Origin of the sequence: Noviherbaspirillum sp., from assembly GCF_035627455.1 — a bacterium.
Lineage (GTDB): Bacteria > Pseudomonadota > Gammaproteobacteria > Burkholderiales > Burkholderiaceae_D > Noviherbaspirillum.
The window spans coordinates 1-20,527 of the sequence record NZ_DASPLS010000054.1; the positions used below are offsets into that span (position 1 = coordinate 1).

20 protein-coding genes are annotated in these 20,527 nt (G+C 65.9%); 10 read left to right on the forward strand and 10 right to left on the reverse strand.

Features of this window, described 5'->3' with window-relative positions:
* Positions 1-610, reverse strand: a 610-nt coding sequence (locus tag VEC01_RS09500) for an ATP-binding cassette domain-containing protein (RefSeq protein ID WP_324900569.1), incomplete at its 3' end; no start/stop codon positions are given.
* A gap of 242 nt (positions 611-852) precedes the next feature.
* On the opposite strand from VEC01_RS09500, the gene VEC01_RS09505 reads away from it, so the two are divergent.
* Complete coding sequence (locus VEC01_RS09505) at positions 853-1,461, forward strand: OmpW/AlkL family protein (RefSeq protein WP_324900570.1); 609 nt, start codon at positions 853-855, stop codon at positions 1,459-1,461.
* A gap of 118 nt (positions 1,462-1,579) precedes the next feature.
* On the opposite strand, the gene rarD is transcribed toward VEC01_RS09505, so the two are convergent.
* Entirely contained in the window at positions 1,580-2,464 is an 885-nt protein-coding gene (gene rarD, locus VEC01_RS09510; RefSeq protein WP_324900571.1) for an EamA family transporter RarD, read from the reverse strand.
* 141 nt (positions 2,465-2,605) lie between these two features.
* On the opposite strand from rarD, the gene VEC01_RS09515 reads away from it, so the two are divergent.
* The gene (locus VEC01_RS09515) at positions 2,606-3,292 is read left to right on the forward strand and encodes a Crp/Fnr family transcriptional regulator (protein WP_324900572.1); all 687 of its coding nucleotides are present in this window, start codon (positions 2,606-2,608) and stop codon (positions 3,290-3,292) included.
* 224 nt (positions 3,293-3,516) lie between these two features.
* On the opposite strand, the gene VEC01_RS09520 is transcribed toward VEC01_RS09515, so the two are convergent.
* Positions 3,517-5,865, reverse strand: coding sequence for a response regulator (locus tag VEC01_RS09520; RefSeq protein WP_324900573.1), 2,349 nt, complete (start codon positions 5,863-5,865; stop codon positions 3,517-3,519).
* Positions 5,866-6,086: 221 nt separating this feature from the next.
* Here VEC01_RS09520 and VEC01_RS09525 point away from each other — a divergent pair, with 221 nt between their 5' ends.
* Together VEC01_RS09525 and VEC01_RS09530 are read left to right on the forward strand one after the other, a co-directional pair.
* Positions 6,087-7,214 (forward strand): DUF3182 family protein, encoded by a 1,128-nt coding sequence (locus tag VEC01_RS09525; protein ID WP_324900574.1) that lies wholly within the window; start codon positions 6,087-6,089, stop codon positions 7,212-7,214.
* A complete protein-coding gene (locus VEC01_RS09530; protein ID WP_324900575.1) occupies positions 7,201-8,010 on the forward strand; it encodes an alpha/beta hydrolase family protein in 810 nt (269 codons plus the stop codon). Before VEC01_RS09525 ends, VEC01_RS09530 begins: the two co-directional genes overlap by 14 nt.
* Here VEC01_RS09530 and VEC01_RS09535 read toward each other — a convergent pair whose 3' ends face one another.
* From VEC01_RS09535 to VEC01_RS09555, 5 genes are all read right to left on the reverse strand, one after another.
* On the reverse strand, positions 8,011-8,211 hold the full coding sequence (locus tag VEC01_RS09535) for a hypothetical protein (RefSeq protein ID WP_324900576.1): 201 nt from the start codon (positions 8,209-8,211) through the stop codon (positions 8,011-8,013). It abuts the gene before it with no gap.
* 117 nt (positions 8,212-8,328) lie between these two features.
* Positions 8,329-8,532 carry a hypothetical protein gene (locus VEC01_RS09540; protein WP_324900577.1) on the reverse strand — a complete coding sequence of 68 codons (204 nt, stop codon included), beginning with the start codon at positions 8,530-8,532 and terminating at the stop codon, positions 8,329-8,331.
* 130 nt (positions 8,533-8,662) lie between these two features.
* Positions 8,663-9,814: a radical SAM/SPASM domain-containing protein gene (locus VEC01_RS09545; RefSeq protein ID WP_324900578.1), complete on the reverse strand. Its 1,152-nt coding sequence runs from the start codon at positions 9,812-9,814 to the stop codon at positions 8,663-8,665.
* Positions 9,815-9,898: 84 nt separating this feature from the next.
* Positions 9,899-10,300, reverse strand: coding sequence for a DUF3391 domain-containing protein (locus tag VEC01_RS09550; RefSeq protein WP_324900579.1), 402 nt, complete (start codon positions 10,298-10,300; stop codon positions 9,899-9,901).
* A gap of 113 nt (positions 10,301-10,413) precedes the next feature.
* Positions 10,414-11,493: a HAMP domain-containing sensor histidine kinase gene (locus VEC01_RS09555; protein ID WP_324900580.1), complete on the reverse strand. Its 1,080-nt coding sequence runs from the start codon at positions 11,491-11,493 to the stop codon at positions 10,414-10,416.
* A 235-nt stretch (positions 11,494-11,728) separates the two neighbouring features.
* Here VEC01_RS09555 and VEC01_RS09560 point away from each other — a divergent pair, with 235 nt between their 5' ends.
* Together VEC01_RS09560 and mdoH are read left to right on the forward strand one after the other, a co-directional pair.
* Positions 11,729-13,258: a glucan biosynthesis protein G gene (locus tag VEC01_RS09560; RefSeq protein WP_414691436.1), complete on the forward strand. Its 1,530-nt coding sequence runs from the start codon at positions 11,729-11,731 to the stop codon at positions 13,256-13,258.
* Positions 13,231-15,777, forward strand: coding sequence for a glucans biosynthesis glucosyltransferase MdoH (gene mdoH, locus VEC01_RS09565; protein ID WP_324900581.1), 2,547 nt, complete (start codon positions 13,231-13,233; stop codon positions 15,775-15,777). The genes VEC01_RS09560 and mdoH overlap by 28 nt, the downstream gene beginning before the upstream one ends.
* A 16-nt stretch (positions 15,778-15,793) precedes the next feature.
* On the opposite strand, the gene VEC01_RS09570 is transcribed toward mdoH, so the two are convergent.
* Positions 15,794-16,186: an aminoacyl-tRNA synthetase gene (locus tag VEC01_RS09570; RefSeq protein ID WP_324900582.1), complete on the reverse strand. Its 393-nt coding sequence runs from the start codon at positions 16,184-16,186 to the stop codon at positions 15,794-15,796.
* Positions 16,187-16,324: 138 nt separating this feature from the next.
* Here VEC01_RS09570 and VEC01_RS09575 point away from each other — a divergent pair, with 138 nt between their 5' ends.
* Positions 16,325-17,950 carry a diguanylate cyclase gene (locus VEC01_RS09575; protein ID WP_324900583.1) on the forward strand — a complete coding sequence of 542 codons (1,626 nt, stop codon included), beginning with the start codon at positions 16,325-16,327 and terminating at the stop codon, positions 17,948-17,950.
* Positions 17,951-17,970: 20 nt separating this feature from the next.
* Here VEC01_RS09575 and VEC01_RS09580 read toward each other — a convergent pair whose 3' ends face one another.
* Entirely contained in the window at positions 17,971-19,101 is a 1,131-nt protein-coding gene (locus VEC01_RS09580; RefSeq protein WP_324900584.1) for a class I SAM-dependent methyltransferase, read from the reverse strand.
* Between the two features lie 265 nt (positions 19,102-19,366).
* Here VEC01_RS09580 and VEC01_RS09585 point away from each other — a divergent pair, with 265 nt between their 5' ends.
* The 3 genes from VEC01_RS09585 (at position 19,367) to VEC01_RS09595 (ending at position 20,510) form a co-directional block, all read left to right on the forward strand.
* Positions 19,367-19,564, forward strand: a complete 198-nt coding sequence (locus VEC01_RS09585) for a hypothetical protein (RefSeq protein WP_324900585.1) — start codon at positions 19,367-19,369, stop codon at positions 19,562-19,564.
* A gap of 9 nt (positions 19,565-19,573) precedes the next feature.
* A complete protein-coding gene (locus VEC01_RS09590) occupies positions 19,574-19,957 on the forward strand; it encodes a hypothetical protein (RefSeq protein WP_324900586.1) in 384 nt (127 codons plus the stop codon).
* Between the two features lie 103 nt (positions 19,958-20,060).
* Entirely contained in the window at positions 20,061-20,510 is a 450-nt protein-coding gene (locus VEC01_RS09595) for a hypothetical protein (protein WP_324900587.1), read from the forward strand.
* Positions 20,511-20,527: the final 17 nt, after the last annotated feature.

A 20,527-nucleotide genomic window follows, 5' to 3' on the forward strand; every position in this document is an offset into this window, starting at 1 on the left:
CGAGCCAGGCCACCGATTCGGCGTCCAGGTGGTTGGTGGGCTCGTCCAGCAGCAGCATGTCGGGGCGCGACAGCAGCAGGCGGCACAGGGCGACGCGGCGGCGCTCGCCGCCCGACAGGGTGGTCACGTCGGCATCGGCCGCCGGGCAGCGCAGCGCGTCCATGGCGATCTCGACCTTGCGCTGCAGGTCCCAGGCGTCGAGATGGTCGATCTTTTCCTGCAGCTCGCCCTGTTCGGCGATCAGGTCGTTCATCTCGTCGTCGGACAGCTCCTCGGCGAACTTGGCCGAGACCTCGTCGAAGCGGTCGAGCAGCGCCTTGGTCTCGCCCACCGCCTCCATGATGTTGCCCAGCACGTCCTTGGCCGGATCGAGCTGCGGCTCCTGCGGCAGGTAGCCGATGTTCAGCCCCGGCATCGGAACCGCTTCGCCTTCAATGTCCTTGTCGATCCCCGCCATGATCTTGAGCAGCGTGGACTTGCCCGAGCCGTTCAGGCCGAGCACGCCGATCTTGGCGCCGGGGAAGAAGGACAGCGAGATGTCTTTGAGGATCTGGCGCTTGGGCGGGACGATCTTGCCCACGCGGTTCATGGTGTACACGTATTGAGCCATAGGAATACTGAAATGAAGCGGATGAAAAGGAGAGTGTGCAAGGATACCCGATCGGGCCCGCACGTGGGCGTCCGCCGGGCCATCCACGCGGTCCTGGCATAGCCCTCCGGGAGTTAACATAGAGGCAATATAATCGCCCTACTTATGAAATGGTTTTTATTGATCTGCATCAACGTTTTTGCTGCTCTGCAGGAATACAGTGCCCCACGGTACTTACACAAGCCAACCTTCAAGGGGAAAACATGAAAAAAACCGCTATGATCCTCGCCCTCGCCGCCCTCGGCCTCGCCTCCCAGGCAATGGCCCAGCAAAGCCCGTGGCAAGTCCGTGCCCGCATCGTGAACATCGACCCGGCTGACAAGTCCGACCCGGTCGGCGGCGTCGGCGCGGCAAACCAGATCACGGTCAGCAACAAGACCATCCCGGAAGTCGACATTTCCTACTTCTTCACGCCGAACCTGGCCGCGGAACTGATCCTGACCTACCCGCAAAAGCACAAGGTCTACCTGTCCGGCACCAACATCGGCACCTTCAAGCACCTGCCGCCGACGCTGACGCTGCAGTACCACTTCACCCCGGCCGCGCAGATCAGCCCGTACGTCGGCGCCGGCGTGAACTTCACCCGTATCGGCAGCGTGAAGCTGCTCAACGGCCTGGGCGACCTGGAGAACAACAGCTTCGGCTTCGCGCTGCAAGCCGGCGTGGACTTCAAGCTCGACAAGAACTGGTCGATCAACCTCGACGTCAAGAAAGTGCAGATCCGCAGCGACGTGTTCGTCAGCGGCGCGAAGGTCAGCACGGTCAAGGTGGACCCGGTGCTGGTCGGCGTCGGCCTCGGCTATCGCTTCTGATCGCCGTTACGCTCCATACGGAAAAGCCGGTCTTCGGACCGGCTTTTTTATTGGAACGGCGCTGGAGGGCCGATAAGCGTCTGATCGCGCGCGGCTGCCGGCCCGGTAGCGGATTCCGCTACGCCGCCCCCTGCCTCGCCTTCCAGTTCCGCCACAAGCCTTCCATCGAATACACCGCGAGCGCGCTCCAGATCAGCGCGAATCCGGCCAGCCGGGCGCCGCCGAACGGTTCATGGTACAGCCACACGCCGAGCAAGAGTTGCAGCGACGGCCCGATGTACTGCAGCAGGCCGAGCAGCGACAGCGGGATGCGGCGCGCACCGGAAGCGAACAGCAGCAGCGGAATGGCGGTGATCGGGCCGGCCGCAGCCAGCAGCGCCTGGGTGCCGGGGGATGCATCAAGGAAGGCGTTGTGCCCGTCCAGCGTCTGCACCAGCAGATAGCCGAACGCCAGCGGAAACAGCAGCAGGGTCTCCAGCGCCAGGCCTTCCAGCGCGCCCAGCGCGGCGGTCTTGCGCAGCAGGCCGTACAGGCCGAAGGTCGTCGCCAGCAGCAGCGCGATCCAGGGCAGGCTGCCGCCCTGCCATGTGAGCCACAAGACGCCGGCCGCAGCCAGCGCAACCGCGGCCCACTGCAGCGGCCGCAGACGTTCGCGCAGGATCAGGTAGCCCAGCAGCACGTTGAACAGCGGATTGATGAAATAGCCGAGGCTGGAGTCCACCACATGGCCGTTGTTCACTGCCCAGATATAGATGAACCAGTTGCTCGACAAAAGGACCGCGCTGGCGGCAAAGCCGGCCAGCACCTTCGGCTTGCGCAGCACCTCGCCGAGCCACGCCCACTGCCGCCGCACCGCCAGCACGATCACCACGAACACCAGCGACCACACCATGCGGTGCAGCAGGATGTCCAGCGGCGGGACCGCCTGCAGCGACTTGAAGTACAGCGGGAAGATGCCCCATATCGCATAGGCGGTGGCGGCGTAGAGAACTCCGGTATTCATGGCGGGTGGTGTCAGGCATGCGTGATTGCGCCGGTATTATCCCAGCAATTCCGCAGCCGCGCGGGCGGGGGCGCCGCGCGCGCTGGCAAGCTTTGCGCGAAGCGTTTATGATCGGCGTGCACCGATCTGCCCTAACATGCCATGACAACGCAATCGCCTCCCCTCCTCGACGCACTACGCAAGGCCGCCTGGGCCCAGTCGCTCAGCGCCGAACAGATGGCGCGCGTCGAAGCCGATGTCGCCGAACGCCTCGTTCCCGCCGGCGGCTATGCCTGCCGCAAGGGCGAGCCGGTCGAATACTGGGTCGGCGCGATCGACGGCCTGCTGAAGATGAGCAGCGTGTCCCCGCAGGGCAAGATCATCACCTTCACCGGCGTGCTCGGCGGCGCCTGGTTCGGCGAGGGTTCGCTGCTCAAGGACACGCCGCGCCAGTACGACGTGATCGCGCTGCGCGACACGCGCCTGGCGCTGATGCCGCGCGCGACCTTCCACTGGCTGCTGGACAACAGCATCGGCTTCAACCGCTTCGTGATGACCCTGCTCAACGAGCGCCTCGGCATGTTCATCTCGCTGGTCGAATACGACCGCATGCTCGACACCACCGCGCGCCTGGCGCGCTGCCTGGCGGCGCTGTTCAACCCGCACCTCAATCCCGGCATCAGTCCGCAACTGAAGATCTCGCAGGAAGAGATCGGCTACCTCGCGGGCGCCTCCCGCCAGCGCGTCAACGGCGCGCTGCGGGTGCTGGAAGAGGCCGGCCTGGTGCGGCTGGAATACGGCGGCATCACGGTGCTCGACCTCGACGGCCTGCGGCATTTCCAGGGATGAGCGCGCAGGGGCGGAATCTGTTTTCCCAGCAAGCGCGCTTCCGTCACGCGCAGGCGTGACGCCGCCGGATCCGGCGTGGCGCTTCGACGTGATCGGGATCCGCCGGGAATAAAGTTCGGAGAACCGGCCGCGGCTTCTGGAACAGCCGCGCTAGTCCGGTGCTGACCGGGTCGGCACGCTCGCGGGCCGCCGGCGGCATGGAGCAGGTCCGCATGCCGCGCGCGTCATGCCGACTGCACGATCGACAGCAGGTGCTGGCGCGCGATGTCGAATTCGCGGCGCAGTGCCTCCAGCAGCGCCGTCGCACCCTCAAGCGATCGTTCGCGCCCGAGCCGTTCCAGCTCCATGCAATGCTTGCGCATGCGCTGCGCGCCGAGGTTTTCGATGCTCGACAGGAAGCGGTGCGCCGCCGACACCAGGTCTTCCGCGCTGCCGGAGGCGAGCGCCTCGCCGATATTCTGCAGATGCTTGGGCGAGTCGTTGACGAACAGCTGGATGATGTCCGACGCGAGCGTCGGGTTGTTCTCGTCCTGCAGTTCGAGCAGCTGGTCGATGCGGCGCCGGTCGATGACGGGTGCCGCGTCTTCCGGGTCCGGCCGGTTGATGCCGGCCACCGCGGTCAGCACCATCCGGATGTCTTCCAGTTCCACCGGCTTGGAGACATAGGAGTCCATGCCGGCATCGATGCATTTTTCGCGATCGCCCGGCATCGCGTTGGCGGTCATCGCAATCACCCGCGGGCCGCGCTCGGCGAAGCGGGCGCGCAGCCGGCGCGTCGCTTCCAGGCCGTCCATCTCCGGCATCTGCACATCCATCAGGACGACGTCGTAATTCTGCCGTTCCAGCGCATCGAGCACCTCGACGCCGTTGGCGACGACGTCAGCGCGGTAACCGAGATGCGCGAGCAGCTGCTGCACCACTTTCTGGTTGACGGTGTTGTCTTCCGCCACCAGGATCTTCAGCGGCAGCGCTTCCGCCAGCTTGCCGCCGTGCGCGCGCGGGCGCTGCGGAATCCCCTGCAAGGGTTCGATGCGCATCGCATGCAGCAGTGCGTCGAACAATGCGGTCGGCTTGATCGGCTTGTTCAGGTAGGCGGCGAACTTGATGATGGCCATCGTCCCGTCGCGCGGCCGGTGCGCGACCGAGGTCAGCATGATCAGCGGCAGGGAATGCTCGTCGCGGTATTTGCGGATCTCCAGCGCGAGTCCGAGGCCGTCCATTTCCGGCATGCTCATGTCGAGGATGCCGACGTCGAACGCATGCCCGTGCCGCACCAGGTCGAGCGCCTCGATCGCGGAAGCGGCCGCCGACGGCACCATGCCCCACAGCAGCGCCTGCTTGACCAGAATGCGGCGGTTGGTGCTGTTGTCGTCGACGATCAGGACCCGGCGCCCGGCGAGCGTGGACGAACGCTCCTGCAGGAAAGTATGCGCCAGCTGCGAGCCCGACGCTTCGGCCACGATGGCGAAATGAAAGGTCGATCCTTCACCCACGGCGCTTTCCAGCCACATGCGCCCGCCCATGACCTCGGCCAGCCGCTTGCTGATCGCCAGCCCGAGGCCGGTGCCGCCGTACTTGCGCGTGGTGGACGCATCGACCTGGGTAAACACCTGGAACAGTTCGGCCTGGCGGTCTTCAGGAATGCCGATGCCGGTGTCCTTGACCGAAAACTGCACCTCATAGTGCTGCTCGTCGATATGCTCGGCGGAGACCGACACCACCACTTCGCCGCGGTGGGTGAACTTGATCGAGTTCGACAGCAGGTTGACCAGGATCTGACGCAGTCGGGTCACGTCGCCCACCAGCGCCGCCGGCACGCTGTCGTCGATGAAATAGGCGAGATTGATGTTCTTCTCGCCCGCGTTCGACGACAGCAGGTCGAGCGACTCCTCGATGCAGCGCCGCAGGTCGAAAGGCTGGCGTTCGATGTCGAGCTTGCCGACCTCGATCTTCGAGTAGTCGAGGATGTCGTTGATGATGGTCAGCAGCACTTCGCTGCTGGCGCGGATGGTCTGTGCGTAATCGCGCTGTTCGTCATCGACGCGGGTGTTGAGCAGCAGGCTGGTCATGCCGATCACCGCGTTGAGCGGCGTGCGGATTTCGTGGCTCATGTTGGCCAGGAACATGCTCTTGGCCTGCATCGCCGACTCCGCCCTTTCCTTGGCGATTTCCAGTTCGCGCTCGTAGGCCTTGCGCACGGAAATGTCGCGCAGGATCACGGTGTGGATGGTCGTGCCGTCGACCTCGAGCTTGGAGATCGACGCTTCCGCGGGGAATTCGCTGCCGTCCTTGCGCATCGCGAAGATCGCCCGGCGTTCCGCCATCTTGCGCGACGTCTTGCCGGATCGGTCGAATTCCTCGATGTGCTTGTCATGCCCCGCGTGATAGCGCGGTGGCAGCAGCTTCGTGAGTTCCTTGCCGAGGACTTCTTCCGCCTTCCAGCCGAACACGCGCTCGGCACCCTGGTTGAACAGGATGATCCTCTGCATGCTGTCGACGGAAATGATCGCGTCGTCGGCAATCGCGAGAATGCCGTTCAGCTGGGCGGCGGTGAGATTGGAACTGGTCTTCATGGGCGACAGGATGCGCTGCGTCTGTCTCGTAAAAGAAACGCATTACCATCCTAAACGTTTTTGCGGAAATCCGGCAGGCCGCGTAACGGGAATGCGCAAGCGTGGCGGCAATGTAACAAGTAAATTTTTCCGCAAAACACCTTGATATCCGGGACAAGGCGTGCTTCTTGCTTGCCACGCGGAAGCCGTGATTCCCCCGGCGCGCTGCATGGAGGCCCCTCATGAGTATCGCATTCCAAAATGTGTTTTCCTCTGCAATTGTCGTTGTCTACATGCAAAAGACCGGCGGCTGTCTTCATGAAACGGCGTCCCATCAGGAACTGGCAAAAAGAATTGCCCGGCTGCGGAGCGACGAGTTCGGCGGGAATTTCGATCCCGCGTGCCGCTATGACCGTCCTTTGTATTTTGTCCCGAACGACACGCTGGTGTCGGAACCGGAGGCGCGCGACCTCGGCATCGGCGGCGAGCAGGATTTGTTCGGCGGCGTCGTGCCGTATCCGTTCGTCGCCACCAAGACCATCACGCATGGCTTGCCTGATTCGGACGCGAGCGCGCCGCCGGGCTGGTCCGAGGACTTCGCGCAGTGCGTGCGCAACGTGGTGCTGCCCGGCTTTACCGCATTTTCCCGGACAGACGCGCGCGGGGCCGGGATCCGGCTGCTCGAGCGCGGCGCCGTCCGCGTGAAAAAGCCGAGCGGGATCGGCGGGCTCGGCCAGTCGGTGGTACGCGACCAGGCGCAGCTCGACGACGAACTCGATGCTCTGGACGATGAACAGCTCGCGCGTGAAGGAATTGTGCTCGAGTGCAATCTCGTGGAACCGGAGACCCGCAGCGTGGGTCAGGTTCGTATCGGCGAACTGTTTGCGACCTATTGCGGCACGCAGCACCTGACGGTCAACAACCAGGGAGCCGAGGTGTACGGCGGCTCGGACCTGGTGGTGGTGCGCGGCGGGTTCGACCGCCTGCTGCAGCTGCCGCTGGAAGACCGGGTGCATACCGCGATTGCTCAGGCGCGCCGCTATCACGAGGCCGCCATGGCCTGCTTTTCCGGGATGATCGCTTCGCGCAGCAACTATGACATCGCGCAGGGCGCGGACGACAGCGGACGCTGGCACTCCGGCGTGCTGGAGCAGTCGTGGCGCGTCGGCGGCGCAACCGGCGCGGAACTGGCCGCACTCGCCGCCTTCCGCGCCGATCCGGCGCTGCAGGTGGTGCGCGCGTCGACCGCGGAAATCTACGGCGAGAACCCCGCGCTGCCGCCGGATGCGGATGTGTATTTCCAGGGCAACGACGAACGGATCGGACCGCTCACCAAATATGCGAGATTGGAAGACTATGGCGACCTATGACGACAGTATCGACATCGCGGTGGACGGCGAGCGCATCGCCGGCACCATCGTCACGCCGGACACGCGCATGCCCGGCGTGCTGTTCGTGCACGGCTGGGGCGGCAGCCAGGAGCAGTACCTGGCACGCGCAAGGGAAGTGGCGGCGCTCGGCTGCGTCTGCCTCACTTTCGACCTGCGCGGCCATGCGCAGACCAGGCCGCAGCAGGAAACCGTCACACGCGAAAACAACCTGCACGACGTGCTTGCCGCCTATGACGTGCTGGCGCGCCACCGCGAGGTGGATGCGTCGGCGATCGCGGTGGTGGGCAGCAGCTACGGCGGCTACCTGGCGGCCATCCTTACCACCTTGCGCCCGGTGAAGTGGCTGGCGCTGCGGGTGCCGGCGCTGTACATGGACAATGGCTGGGAACTGCCGAAGCGGCAGCTGCACAAGGAACAGGACCTGGAATCCTACCGCCGCAACCTGGTGCCGGCCGAAACCAACCGCGCATTGCGCGCCTGCGCCGCGTTCAAGGGCGATGTGCTGCTGATCGAATCGGAAAACGACGACACCGTGCCGCATGAAGCGATCTGCAGCTACCGAGACGCCTGCGTTCAGGCGCATTCCCTGACCTACCGGGTGATCGAAGGCGCTGACCACGGGCTGTCGGAGCAACGCTGGCAGCGCTCCTACACCGCGCTCCTGATGGGCTGGATGACGGAAATGGTGCTGGGCGCGCGCCAGGGCAGCGAGCCGACCCAGGCCGCAACGATGCCGGGCAGCGCCGTCCCGGAGGCGCCGCCGCAGGCGGGATGATTACGGCGTGGCGGGATCGTCCGGTTCGGGCTGGGCCGGACGCAGCTTCTGCATGTCCTCGCGGCTGACGCGGTGCGGACGGTGCGGATCTTCCATGGGTTCGTCTTCCGGCAGGATATGCTGGTCGCCGGACTGCTTCTGCTGCATTTCGAAGCGGTCGGAAGACTGCACAGCTGTGCGGTTCGGCTTGGTGCTTCTCATCGCGAGCTCCTTTCCTTCGCATGACATAAACGATGCCGATGAGGAATCGGCGGCGCGCCGGGGACAAGGTCGGCGCAAGTCGTTTAGAGACCGGTCAGGAGCGCGAGTTCGGTTTTTTTACTGGCGGTTGAGCTGGTCCTGCTCCACGTCGACGCGGATGATGTTGAAGCCGCCGTTGTAGTAGCCGCGGCTCTCGGCGATTTCGCGCGCTTCCTCGATGCTCAGGAAATGGCCCGCCAGCGCCTGGTCGTCGGTAAGGGATACATCGCCGGCGAAGGGGTACAGGTAACCGTCGGGCGTCTTGACGATATAGGCACGCATGCTCGCTCCTTTCGTGTCTCTGTGCAGTATTTCCTGGAAAACATGCAGATTGCTCCCCGCATGTTTTCCAGTCTAATCCAGCTTCGGCGCGCGCGCATGAAAGGGATCAATCCCGATGCGCCGGTGCATGCTACGGCATCACCTCCACATACTCGTACACCTCGCAATCGGCGACTTCCTTGCGCACCGCCAGCGGCGCCTGCGCAAACCATGCTTTCGGATCGCGCCGGTCGATTTCCTCGCCGAGGAATTTCACCAGCTCGCATACCGGCTCCACCACCAGGCGGCGGTAGGCCTCGTCCTTCCTGACGTAGGCCACATGCAGGTTCTTCATGCAATTGCCACGGCAGAACGCGTAGGCCGTACAGGTCTGACAGGGCATGTCGGGATGCGGCTGCAGCGGGCTGCGCTTGAGCCAGTTGTCGACCACGCTGCCGTGCTGCATTTCCGGGTCGTCGGTCATGTCCGGGCAGGGATAGATCGAACCGTCCGGCAGCACGTTCAGGATGTGGGTCGACGCACGGCACTGGCTGTGGCCGCCGTACAGCTCGAGCGCGCGCGACGGCAGCACCTTGTTGCGCACGATGCCCATGATCGGGATGAAGGGATAGACGGCATCCTTGCTCGCAAAGAAACGGTCGACCAGCCGCACCAGCACCCGGCGCTTCCTTTCCATCGCCTGCGCCGAATAGGCACTGTCGCTCTGCACGAACTGCCAGTACACATAATCGAAGGATTGCAGCAGCTCGTCGAGCTCCTCGAAGCTGGTGTCCTCGCTGCCCCAGGTCACGCGCGCGGTAAGCGAACCGCCCAGGCGGCCGCGGATGCCGTCGACGCGGCCAAGCACGCGCCGGTACACGCCCTTGCCGCGGAAACCGTCGGTGATCCGCTCGCCGCCGTCGACCGACACCAGCACGTTCGACAGCTTCGCCAGCACCTGGTCGGGCAGGCGGTGCAGCAGCGTGCCGTTGGTCTGCAGCTGGTAGCGGAAATGCGGATAGCGCTGCATCACCTGCTCCATGTATTGCACATTGAGCGTCGGCTCGCCGCCGTAGAAGGTGACGTAGATTTCATGCTCGCTCAGGTGGGTGCGGATGAAGTTGTCGAGGGCATCGAGCGAATAGCTGACCTTGCCCTGGGAATTGACGACCGCGCTTTCCGAGCAATAGGTGCACTTGAGATTGCAGCGCAGGGTGGTGAAGAGTTGCAGCTCGACGCGCCTGCCGACGATCGGATGCGGCGTGCAGGGCGCGGCGATGGAATGGGACGGATTGGTATGCATGTTCTTGTTGTGCAAGTAAGAGAGGCGCAGGATGCGCAGGAAGCACCGGCGGCGAGCCGGCACCGGATGGTGTCTGGTGGCGCTTCAGGGGTGGCCGGGAGGATGGCCCGAAGTCGGGTTCAACGCAGGCTCATGAAACGCGCCGGGGCCACGCGCCATTTTCGCCGGCGATTCGTGGCTCAGGATCCGGCCGCCGCGGCCCATGCCGGGCGGGCGCGACAGGTCGACCTGCTGCGCCCGGATATAGTTAGTGGAGCGGGCACCGAAGGCGTGCGCCTGCCCGGCCGTCGGCGCAGCCGTCAGGTCGAGGCGGCGGACGGTGTCGATGTACAGTTCGCGGATACCGGCAGCCACCAGCTTTTCAAGCTGCCGGTCACTGGTGACTGCCATCCGCTTTCCAGGAAATGGATGGCTCATCCATGCGCGATTGGAATCCTGGATGTACATGCCGACCTTGAGCTGGTCCAGTCGGATTTTCTTGATCATGGCGCAGCGCCGGTTGGAGGATGATGCAAGGAAGCCGAATGATGCCGGAAAGCAAATTGCGCGGCCTTGATCCAATACAAGTAAAAAGGACTTGCCGCAGGACGGCGCTGCCGTCAGTCCGCGCGCGCCGGTTTCGGCAGGCGCACGGTAAACACGGTACGGTCCGCGCCTGAGGGGGCTACCCCGATCTCGCCGCCGTGGGCGCGCACGATTTCGCGCGCGATGTACAGGCCCAGGCTGAGGTTTGCCGGCGGACTGTGATCGGCATCCGCCGTCGCCAGCAGCGCGACCGGATCAAAAATCGACGCCAGGATGTCGGCCGGGACCGCGGCGCCGCGATGGGTAACGCGCAGCAGCACCGCGTCCGCGCCGCCGTGCGCGGCCAGCGTCACCGGCGCTTCCGGGGTGCAGTTCTGCACCGCATTGTTCAACAGGTTCCACAACACCTGGTGCAGGCGGCCGGCATCCACCCGGCACGCCAGGTCGCCCGATTCTTCATACACGAATTCGCGCCGCGGATGCGCTGCCCGCACGTCCTCCATCACGCCGTGGCAGATGGCGCCGCAATGCGCCGGCTTGGGCGCGACGGGAATGCTCTTGCCCAGCCGCGAGCGGGTGAACTCCAGCATGTCCTTGATCATCGCATTCATCGCGCCGGCGCAGCGGCTGATGCGCGCCACCGCTTCGTTCCTGCGTTCCTGCGCCACGTCGGTGCGCTCCAGGTACTGGCAGGCGAGATCGATGGCGCCCAGCGGCGTGCGCAGGTCGTGGCCGAGCATCGCCAGGAAAAGCGAACGCGCGCGCTCGATGCGCTCGGAATGGTGGGCGATCGATGCGGCCAGCGCGTGGTCGATGGCCTCGTTCAGCGCGCACAGCTGGGCGGCATCGCCGGCAGGCAGCCACAGCCGCATGAGGCCCGCGCGCAGCGCGAGAAATTCCGCGCTCAGTTGCGCCACGTCGAAACCCGAGGACTGGCGCAGTGCGTCCAGCGCGGCGGCGCAGGTCGCGGCAGCGGTATGCCTGGTGCCGGCACGGCCGACATCGGCGGCAAGCGCGGCGAGGATCTGCGGCGCGAAACGCAGCAGCACCGGATGCCCGGCCACCTGCCTCGCGGGAAGAAATGCAGCGACCGCCTCCTCCCATGCGGAAGCAATGCGCGCCTCGTTTGCGGAAATGAAATCCGCCAGCCTCATTCCTCTCCTTTCGGAAAAATATCGGTATTCCTGCACCGGGCTACCGTGCCCAAGTCACATCCTGTGTGGAAAAATTGACGCAAAGCTACTCGGGCATTGTACAAGGGCTGCCGGACGTCCGTATCGTTCTGTTACATTCCGCAGTCGCGCGGAAGCGACATTCATTGCACACCCTCAAAGCAATCGCCGCGATGCACTGCACCATACGTGCTGTTAATGCATCAACGAGAGGACAATGCCTGCAATCAATTTTGCCCGCATCGCAAAAGCTGCCGCCCCGCTCGGCATGCTGCTCTGTCTGCTGCCCGCGACCGCCGGCGCGTTCGGATTCGACGATGTCGCCGCCAGGGCGAAGCGCCTGGCCGCCACCGCCTACAGCAAGCCGGTCCGGACGGTGTCGAAGTCGCTCGCCAGTCTCGACTACGACCAGTACCGCGACATCCGCTTCGATCCCGCCCGCGCGCACTGGCGCAATGCGAGGCTGCCGTTCGAACTGGCGTTCTTCCACCAGGGCGGCAGCTTCGACACGCCGGTCAGGGTGCATGAGATCAACGGGAAATCGGTGCAGGAGATCCGCTTCGATCCGAAGCTGTTCCACTATGGCGCGAACGAACTTCATCAGAAAGACCTCGCCGGTCTCGGCTTTGCCGGCTTCCGGGTGCACCATCCGCTGAACACGCCGAAGTACAAGGACGAAGTGCTGGTGTTTCTCGGAGCGAGTTATTTCCGCGCGGTCGGCAAGGGCCAGTTGTACGGCCTGTCGGCGCGCGGGCTGGCGATCGACACCGCGCTTAGCTCGGGTGAGGAATTCCCGCAATTTACGGAATTCTGGATCGAGCGCCCGGGCCAGAACGGCAAGGACCTGACCATTTATGCGCTGCTCAATTCGCCGCGCGCGACCGGCGCCTACCGCTTCACGCTGCGGCCCGGCATCGACACCGTGCTCGACGTGAAGGCGCAGCTCTACCTCCGTGAAAACGTCACCACGCTCGGGATCGCGCCATTGACCAGCATGTATTTCTTCGGCGAGAACCAGCGGCCGGCGACCGAGGATTACCGGCCGGAAGTGCATGATTCCGACGGCCTCGCGATCCAAGCCGGCACCGGCGAATGGATCTGGCGCCCGCTGGTGAATCCGCGCCGCCTGCTGGTCACATCCTTCGCGCTGACCAATCCGTCCGGTTTCGGCCTGATGCAGCGCGACCGCCAGTTCACAAGCTACGAGGATCTCGAAGCGCGCTATGAAAAGCGGCCCAGCGCCTGGGTGGAACCGAAGGGACAATGGGGTTCCGGCCGCATCGAGCTGATCCAGATCCCGACGCCCGACGAAACCAACGACAACATCGTCGCGTTCTGGGTGCCGGACAAGGCGCCGAAACCCGGCGTGCCGTTCGACATCGAATACCGCCTGCTGTGGCAGAAGGATGCGGAGAAGCGCCCGCCGTCGGCCTGGGCAGTGCAGACGCGCCGCGGACATGGCTGGGTGCGCAAGGCCGACGACAGCATCGCGCTGTCGGTCGACTTCGAAGGGCCGGGGCTGAAGAAGCTGTCGGCGGAAGACAAGGTCGACGCCGTTGTCAGCGCAAACGACAACGGCAGGATCCTCGAAACCAACACGATGCGCAACGACGCCACCGGCGGCTGGCGCATGACCGTCAAGCTGCGCCGCAACGACGTGAAGAAGCCGGTCGAACTGCGCGCTTATCTTAACAGCAACAACAACACCCTTTCGGAAACGTGGAGCTACATCCTGCCCCCGGACTGAAGCGCGCGCCCGCCGCCGGGCCCCTGCACGGCGCCTACCTGGAGCGCCTGCCGCTCACGCCCCAGCAGCGCCAGGCACTGGCGGCGCGCGTTGCCGGCGCGGCGAGCACGCACGACGCGCTGGCCGGCCTGCATGCGGCGCTCGCCGGCAGGCAGGCCGACCCCGGCAATCCGGCGTTCGGCTCGATCGAAGCGCGCCTGCGCCTCGCTTATGATCGTCGGCTGGATCAGGCGGACGGCAACATCCGCAGCCTGGAGGCGGAAAGGCGCAAGCATGTGCGCATGCAGTTCGCGCCGCTGCCGCAGCGCTCGCCGATGGCGCCGCATCCATGGGGCACGCTCAATCCGCTGGTGCGCTGGTTCGAAGCGCGGCGCCGGCGCCAATGGGTGGCACGCAAGGACGACGACGGCGCGCGACGCGCGTGGCCGTCGGACATGCCGGGTGGGGCGCAGGCTGCGCAAGCTGACGTGGTGGACGCGCCTGACCCGCGCGGCAGCTGGCAAACCCGCGGCAACCTGCGCCGCCTCGTCCTGCTGGTGCTGATGCTCGCGCAAACCGCGTGCGCCGCCTGGTTCATGCGCAAGGTGCTGCCTTACCAGGGCACGGCGCCGCTGGAAATCATTTTGCTGGTCCTGTTCACGCTGTTGTTCTGCTGGATCTCCGCCGGCTTCTGGACCGCGATGGCCGGCTTCCTCGTGCTGTTGCGCGGGAATGACCCCTATGCGATTACGCGTCGTGCCGGCCAGGAAAACCCGATTCCCGACGACGCCCGCACCGCGATCGTCATGCCGGTGTGCAATGAAGACGTCGCGCGCGTGATGGCCGGCCTGCGCGCGACCTTCGAGTCCCTCGCGCGCAGCGGGGAATTGCGGCATTTCGATTTTTTCGTGCTCAGCGACAGCAGCAACAGCGACATCCGCGCCGCCGAACTGGCCGCCTGGGCCGGACTGTGCCGTGCGGTGAACGGTTTCGGCCGCATCTTTTACCGGCACCGCAAGCGGCGGGTCAAGCGCAAGAGCGGCAACATCGACGACTTTTGCCGGCGCTGGGGAAAAAATTACCGCTACATGATCGTGCTCGACGCCGACAGCGTGATGAGCGGCGCCTGCATCACGCAGCTGGTGCGGCTGATGGAAGCCAATCAGGGCGCCGGCATCATCCAGAGCGCGCCGGTCGCCGCGGGCCGCGACACCCTCTATGCGCGCATCCAGCAGTTCGCCACGCGTGTCTACGGCCCGCTGTTTACCGCCGGCCTGCACTACTGGCAACTCGGCGAGTCGCATTACTGGGGCCACAATGCGATCATCCGCATGGCGCCCTTCATGCGTCATTGCGCGCTTGCGCCCCTGCCCGGCCGCGGCTCGCTGGCCGGCGACATCCTGTCGCATGATTTCGTCGAGGCGGCGCTGATGCGGCGCGCCGGCTGGGCGGTGTGGATCGCGTACGACCTCGACGGCAGCTATGAGGAAATGCCGCCCAACCTGCTCGACGAACTCAAGCGCGACCGCCGCTGGTGCCACGGCAACCTGATGAACTTCCGCCTCGTCGCCGCGCGCGGCATGCACCCGGTGCACCGCGCGGTGTTCGTCACCGGCGTGATGGCTTACCTGTCGGCGCCGTTGTGGTGCCTGTTCCTGGCGCTGTCGACCGCGATGCTGGCGCTGCACACCCTGACCGAACCCCAGTATTTCGTGCAGCCGCGCCAGCTGTTTCCGATCTGGCCGCAATGGCATCCGGAAAAGGCGGTCGCGCTGTTTTCGGCGACCGCGACCTTGCTGTTCCTGCCGAAGATCCTTGCCGTTCTGCTTGTGTGCGCAAGGGATGCGCAGCAATATGGCGGCCGGTTGCGGGTGGTTGCCGGCATGCTGCTCGAAGTGCTGTTCTCGATGCTGGCGGCGCCGGTGCGCATGCTGTTCCATACGCGCTTCGTGATCGCCGCCTTCCTCGGCTGGGCAATCCACTGGAAGTCGCCGCCGCGCGCCGACTCCGAAACCGGCTGGGCGGAAGCGCTGGGCAATCACGGCTGGCACATGCTGCTCGGCCTGCTGTGGGCCGGCGGTGTCTATCTGCTCAACCCGGCATTCCTGCCATGGCTGCTGCCGATCGCCGGCGGGCTGGCACTGTCGGCGCCGCTGTCGGTCTTGTCGAGCCGGGTAGCACCCGGTCGCTGGTTCCGGCGTGCAAAACTGTTCCTGATTCCGGAAGAGGCGGCGCCGCCGGTCGAGCTGCGCGACACGGCCGCGCATGCGCAAGCGGCAGGCAGCATGCCCGGTTTCGGCGCTGCCGTCGCCGACCCCGTGGTCAACGCGCTTGCATGCGCAGCCGGCCGGATCAGGACGCAGGCAACAGCCGTCGAAGCGGCGACTGCGGCGCTGGTGCACAGCGGCCCGGCAATACTAAGCGAGGCGGAGAAGAACGCGCTGCTGGACGACCCGGCCGCGCTGTCGCAGCTGCATTTCCAGCTTTGGGTGGTGCCGCCGGTGGCCGCGCGCTGGGAAGCGCCACCGCCGCCGGCCTGATGGACAGTGCGGCGCGTCAGGCGCTGCGCCGCATACCGGGCAAGCGCTCCGGATGCGCCAGGTGCCGGTGCGCCTTGTCATGCTCGAGGAAGTGGATCACCGCCTTCGCCACCGCCGCCATCAGCGCGCGCTCCCGGTTCGGATGGTCGGACGCGCGCACGCTGACCGGCCCGGCGTGCACACAGGACCAGCAAGCCTCGCCCTCTTCCCTGTGAAAACTGACAGGTACCGCGAACGCCGTCATCAGCGCGCCGCAAGCCTGCCAGTCGCGGGTCCACTGCGGCACCTTCTCCCTGTTGATCCACAGCGTACCCGCGCTGTCCGCGTATTCCTCGACTTCATGCCCGAGCAGTTGCGCAATGTGGCGTTCCTTCGCCACGCAACTGCGGAAATATTCTTCATCGCTCATGCGCATCGCCTGCTCCCGCAAACCAGCCAACGATTCCAGAATAGCACTCAATACAACACGGTCATGCGTGCGCTGCATCTGCCTTTCCTTTGCCCGGGGCTTCCGTGATAATGTGCAAGAGTTGCTGCTCGTCAAGCCATGACCACACCCACCCCCGATCCGATCGAAGACCGCCTCTACGTGTTGCGTACACGCTGGGAGCGTTACGTCGCCGAGGGCCGCTTCGAGCAGTTCATTGAATTCGCGGTCGCCCTCAACAGTCTCGCGGAATACTTCAACCGGCTGCGCCTGCCCGGCCTCGTGCGCCTGTGCGAAGGACTGGAAAACGCGGCGCTTACCCGGCTGGGCGACCAGTCCACGCATCCGCTGCCGCAGCAGGATATCCTGTCGCTGCAGCGCCAGGTGGATACCCTGCTCGGGTCGGTGGCGACGTCGCGTCCGCCGCCGTCCGGACGGCGCAACGAGGAGCCGCCTGCCGCGCCGGACGTGGACTGGATCAAGCCGCGCGCGATCTGGATGGTGGCGGCGCCGGAAAAGCGGGACATGGCCGACGCGCTCGCGCACCAGCTGAAATTCTTCGGTTTCAAGATCTTTCCGCTCGACTGGCAGGAGCAGCGCCTGCCGGAGGACATGCCGCTTGCGGTGCTGTTCGTTCCCGCCCATCCGCACGCCGGCAAGGATGAATTTTCTTGTATCGCAACAATCCGGCGCAGCTGCCCCGCCAGCCAGCTGTTCTATCTCGGGGTGCAGGCGGCGATTGAACCAATCGTCGAGCTGATGCGCGCCGGCATCGACGTCACCATCCCCGCCGAGGACCAGCCGGCAATGGTGCTCAACTGCGTGCTCGACCTGGTGCAGAGCAACGAGCAGGAACAGTACCGGGTACTGGTGGTGGAGGATTCGCGGGTTGCGGTGGCCCTGATCCAGCGCACGCTGGCGCAGCACGACATCGACACCCATGCGATCAACGATCCCGCCGACCTGCTGGAAGCGCTCGAAGCCTACAAGCCCGACCTGGTGCTGATGGACATGCACATGCCTCGCTTCAACGGCGTCGAAGCGACCCGGGTGCTGCGCCAGACGCCGGCGTACGGCGCGCTGCCGATCGTCTATCTTTCCGGGGAATCGGATGTCGGCATGCAGGTGGAGGCGCTGCGCCTGGGCGGCGACCAGTTCCTGATGAAGCCGTTCAATCCGGTGCTGCTGGCCGCCGTGGTCAAGACGCGCATCGAGCGCTTCCGCGAAACCCGCCGCTCGACCCGGCTCGACGGCCTGACCGGATTGTTCAACCATACCGCTGCGAAATCACGCCTGCAGGCGATGGTCGAGGAGGCCGCCGGTGGCGCGCTGACGGTGGCGATGATCGACATCGACCATTTCAAGTCGATCAACGATACCTACGGCCATCCGGTGGGCGACCAGGTGATCCGCGGGCTGGCTTGGCTATTGAAGGGCCGGCTGCGCTCGGTGGACCTGATCGGTCGCTACGGCGGCGAGGAGTTCATGGTCGCGCTGCCGGACGTGGACCTGGGGCGCGCCAGCGCGGTGATCGACCGCATCCGGCGCGACTTTTCCGCACTGCCGCATGCGCATCCCGACGGCGCGCTGCATGCCACCTTCAGCGCCGGCCTGGCTGCCTTCCCGGCCATGCATCACTCCGCAGCGGGATTGACCGAAGCCGCCGACCAGGCGCTGCTGCAGGCGAAGCGGCTCGGACGCAACAGGGTCGAAACCGCGCATTCATCACGCCCGGGCGCTCCGTAGCGCCCTTCGCGGCGGGTGTTTCAGCCAGCCGGCGCCAGCCGCCACAACGACGTCAGCTCGGCCGCCCGGGCCGCATGCAGGACATCCTCCGCATCGCTCGCCTTCGGATGGCGCGGCCGCACATCCAGCTTGCCGGCGACTTTCAGGCCCGCCTGCGCGATCCAGCCCAGCAGCTCGTCGCGCGTGCGCAACCCGAGATGCTCCGCGAAATCCGACAGGATCAGCCAGCCCTCGCCGCCCGGCTCCAGATGGGCGGCCAGTCCGTCGAGGAAGGCACGCAGCATGCGGCTGTCGGGGTCGTAGACCGCATGCTCGATCGGCGAGCTCGGACGCGCCGGCACCCAGGGCGGGTTACAGACGATCAGCGGCGCGCGTTCCTGCGGGAACATGTCCGCGCGCACCAGTTCCACCTGCGGCTGCAACGCCAGCCGCTGCAGGTTGTCTGCCGCGCAAGCCAGCGCCCGCTCGTCCTGGTCGGTTGCCACCACACGCCGGACGCCGCGCCTGGCCAGCACCGCCGACAGCACGCCGGTGCCGGCACCGATGTCGAAAGCCAGCGCGGTCGACGGCAACGGCGCTTGCGCGACCAGCTCGATGTACTCGCCGCGCACCGGCGAAAACACGCCGTACCATGGATGGATGCGCGCGCCGAGCGCAGGAATCTCGACGCCCTTCTTGCGCCATTCATGCGCGCCGATCAGTCCCTGCAGTTCACGCAGGGACGCGACATAGGCCTCGCCGGCCGCGCCGTACACTTCCTCGCAGGCGAGGCGCACGTCGGGCGCGCGGCGCAGCGGAATGACATGGCCGGGCTCGAACGGCACCAGCAGCATGCCGAGGATGCGGGCGCGCTGCGCCTGCGCCTGACGGTGCAGGTGGAAGGCTTGCGCGGAAGTCGCCGGCGGCGGCGCCTTCTTCGGCCTGCGGTCGATGCGGCGCGCGAGCGCCTGCAGCAGCTGGCGCGCATTGTGGAAATCGCCGCGCCACAGCAGCGCCGTTCCTTCGCAGGCAAGCTTGTAGGCGGCATCGGCGCTGATGCGATCGTCGGCGATCGCTACCCGTTTGGGAGGCGGCACGGCGGATTCGGAACGCCAGCGGGCAGAGCGTGGCTCGCCTGCCTCGGTCCAGCTGATGACAGGGTATGCGCTCATCGTGGGGTCGTGGTAAAGAAAGGCAACCGGCAGCCGGAGCGCCGGAAAACGCCCATTCTATCGAAAGCGCGCGCAACCGGCCGCATCGCGCGCCCGCCTTTTGCGGCCATTCCCGCATGCAAGAGCGCGCGGACGGCCCCGCCACATGCTCCGGATCCGGACGGTTTCATGCATTTCGCTCCCCGATAACGCTGTTTCGTCGCATCCGGCTCGCCTGCGCCGCAGGCGCGCGGTATCGTTTGCCCATCTTTCAAGGAGGAATGCAATGGAAACCGCCCAAGTACAGCAGCCGCGCCGCAAGGGCTTGTCTGCCCCGGCCATCCTGATTCTGGTCGGCACCGTGCTGCTGCTGGCGCGCAGCGGCCTGGTCGAGCGCGACATGATCTGGCAAATGCTGCCGTTCCTGCCCATCGCGTTCGGCGTGACGCTGCTGGCGACGCGCCTGCGCCGCCGGGCCGGCTAGGAGGCTTCGATGGCTGCCGAGATCGCGCTGTTCCTGCGCGAGCCGGTACCGGACGCGGTGCTGCTGCCGGCGCTGGCGGAGGTGTTCGACGCGGACCCGGACGAGGAATTGACGGTGGTCGACTATGCCGAAGGCTTTGCCACCGGCATTGGCGCCGCCTGTGCCGCCGGTGTCGACCCCGATGCGGCGGCGCGCCGGCTGGCTGGCCTGCTGCGCACCGAAGTGCTGCTGGAGACCGCCGCCGGGGGCATGTCCGGCGAACAATGGCGGCTATACCCGGCCGACGGCGGCCCGGCCCGGGCGGTGCGGGTGGTGGCGCTGCGCGGCGGCCTGTGCGCAATTCCGGAACTGGGGCAGGCGCCGGGCGCGGCGTACGCCGTCCTCGTTGCGTGACGCAGCTGCCAGACTCCCATATTCTCGGGATGGCGCGCGGCGCACGCGCGCTTTACCATCATGCCCGGCTTGGCATGCCGCATACAACAACAAGCACGGGCATATGGGAAATTTCTTCAGACAGGGCGTGGCTGGCGCATGCGTGGCGGCAGCCGTGCTGCCGCTCCACCCGGCCGCCGCCGGCACGGCAGGGGAAGCCGAAGACCGCGTCGTCCACCGGACCATCGTGCACTACGTCGCGATCCGCACCTTCCTGCCCGAAAAGCTCTGTGCGTCCGCGTCGGCGCCAGTGCGTGCCGAGGTCGCCGCCGTGGTGCAGCGCTTCCGCGCGCGTTTTCCGGAGCTGGTGCGGCTGGCGGAATCCTCGCCGCTGTTCGATGAGGCCAACCGTCCGAATCTGCAGACGGTGCGCGAGTACGAGACGCGCACGCCGCAGGAGCATGACGAAACCTGCGCGCAGCTGCGCAATGAAATCGCGGTCGATCTCAACGGCGAGCAGGTGTATTTTGACCAGTGGACCAGGGAATTGCGGCGGCAGCTGCGAAGGCCCTGATTCCCGGCCGGACTACC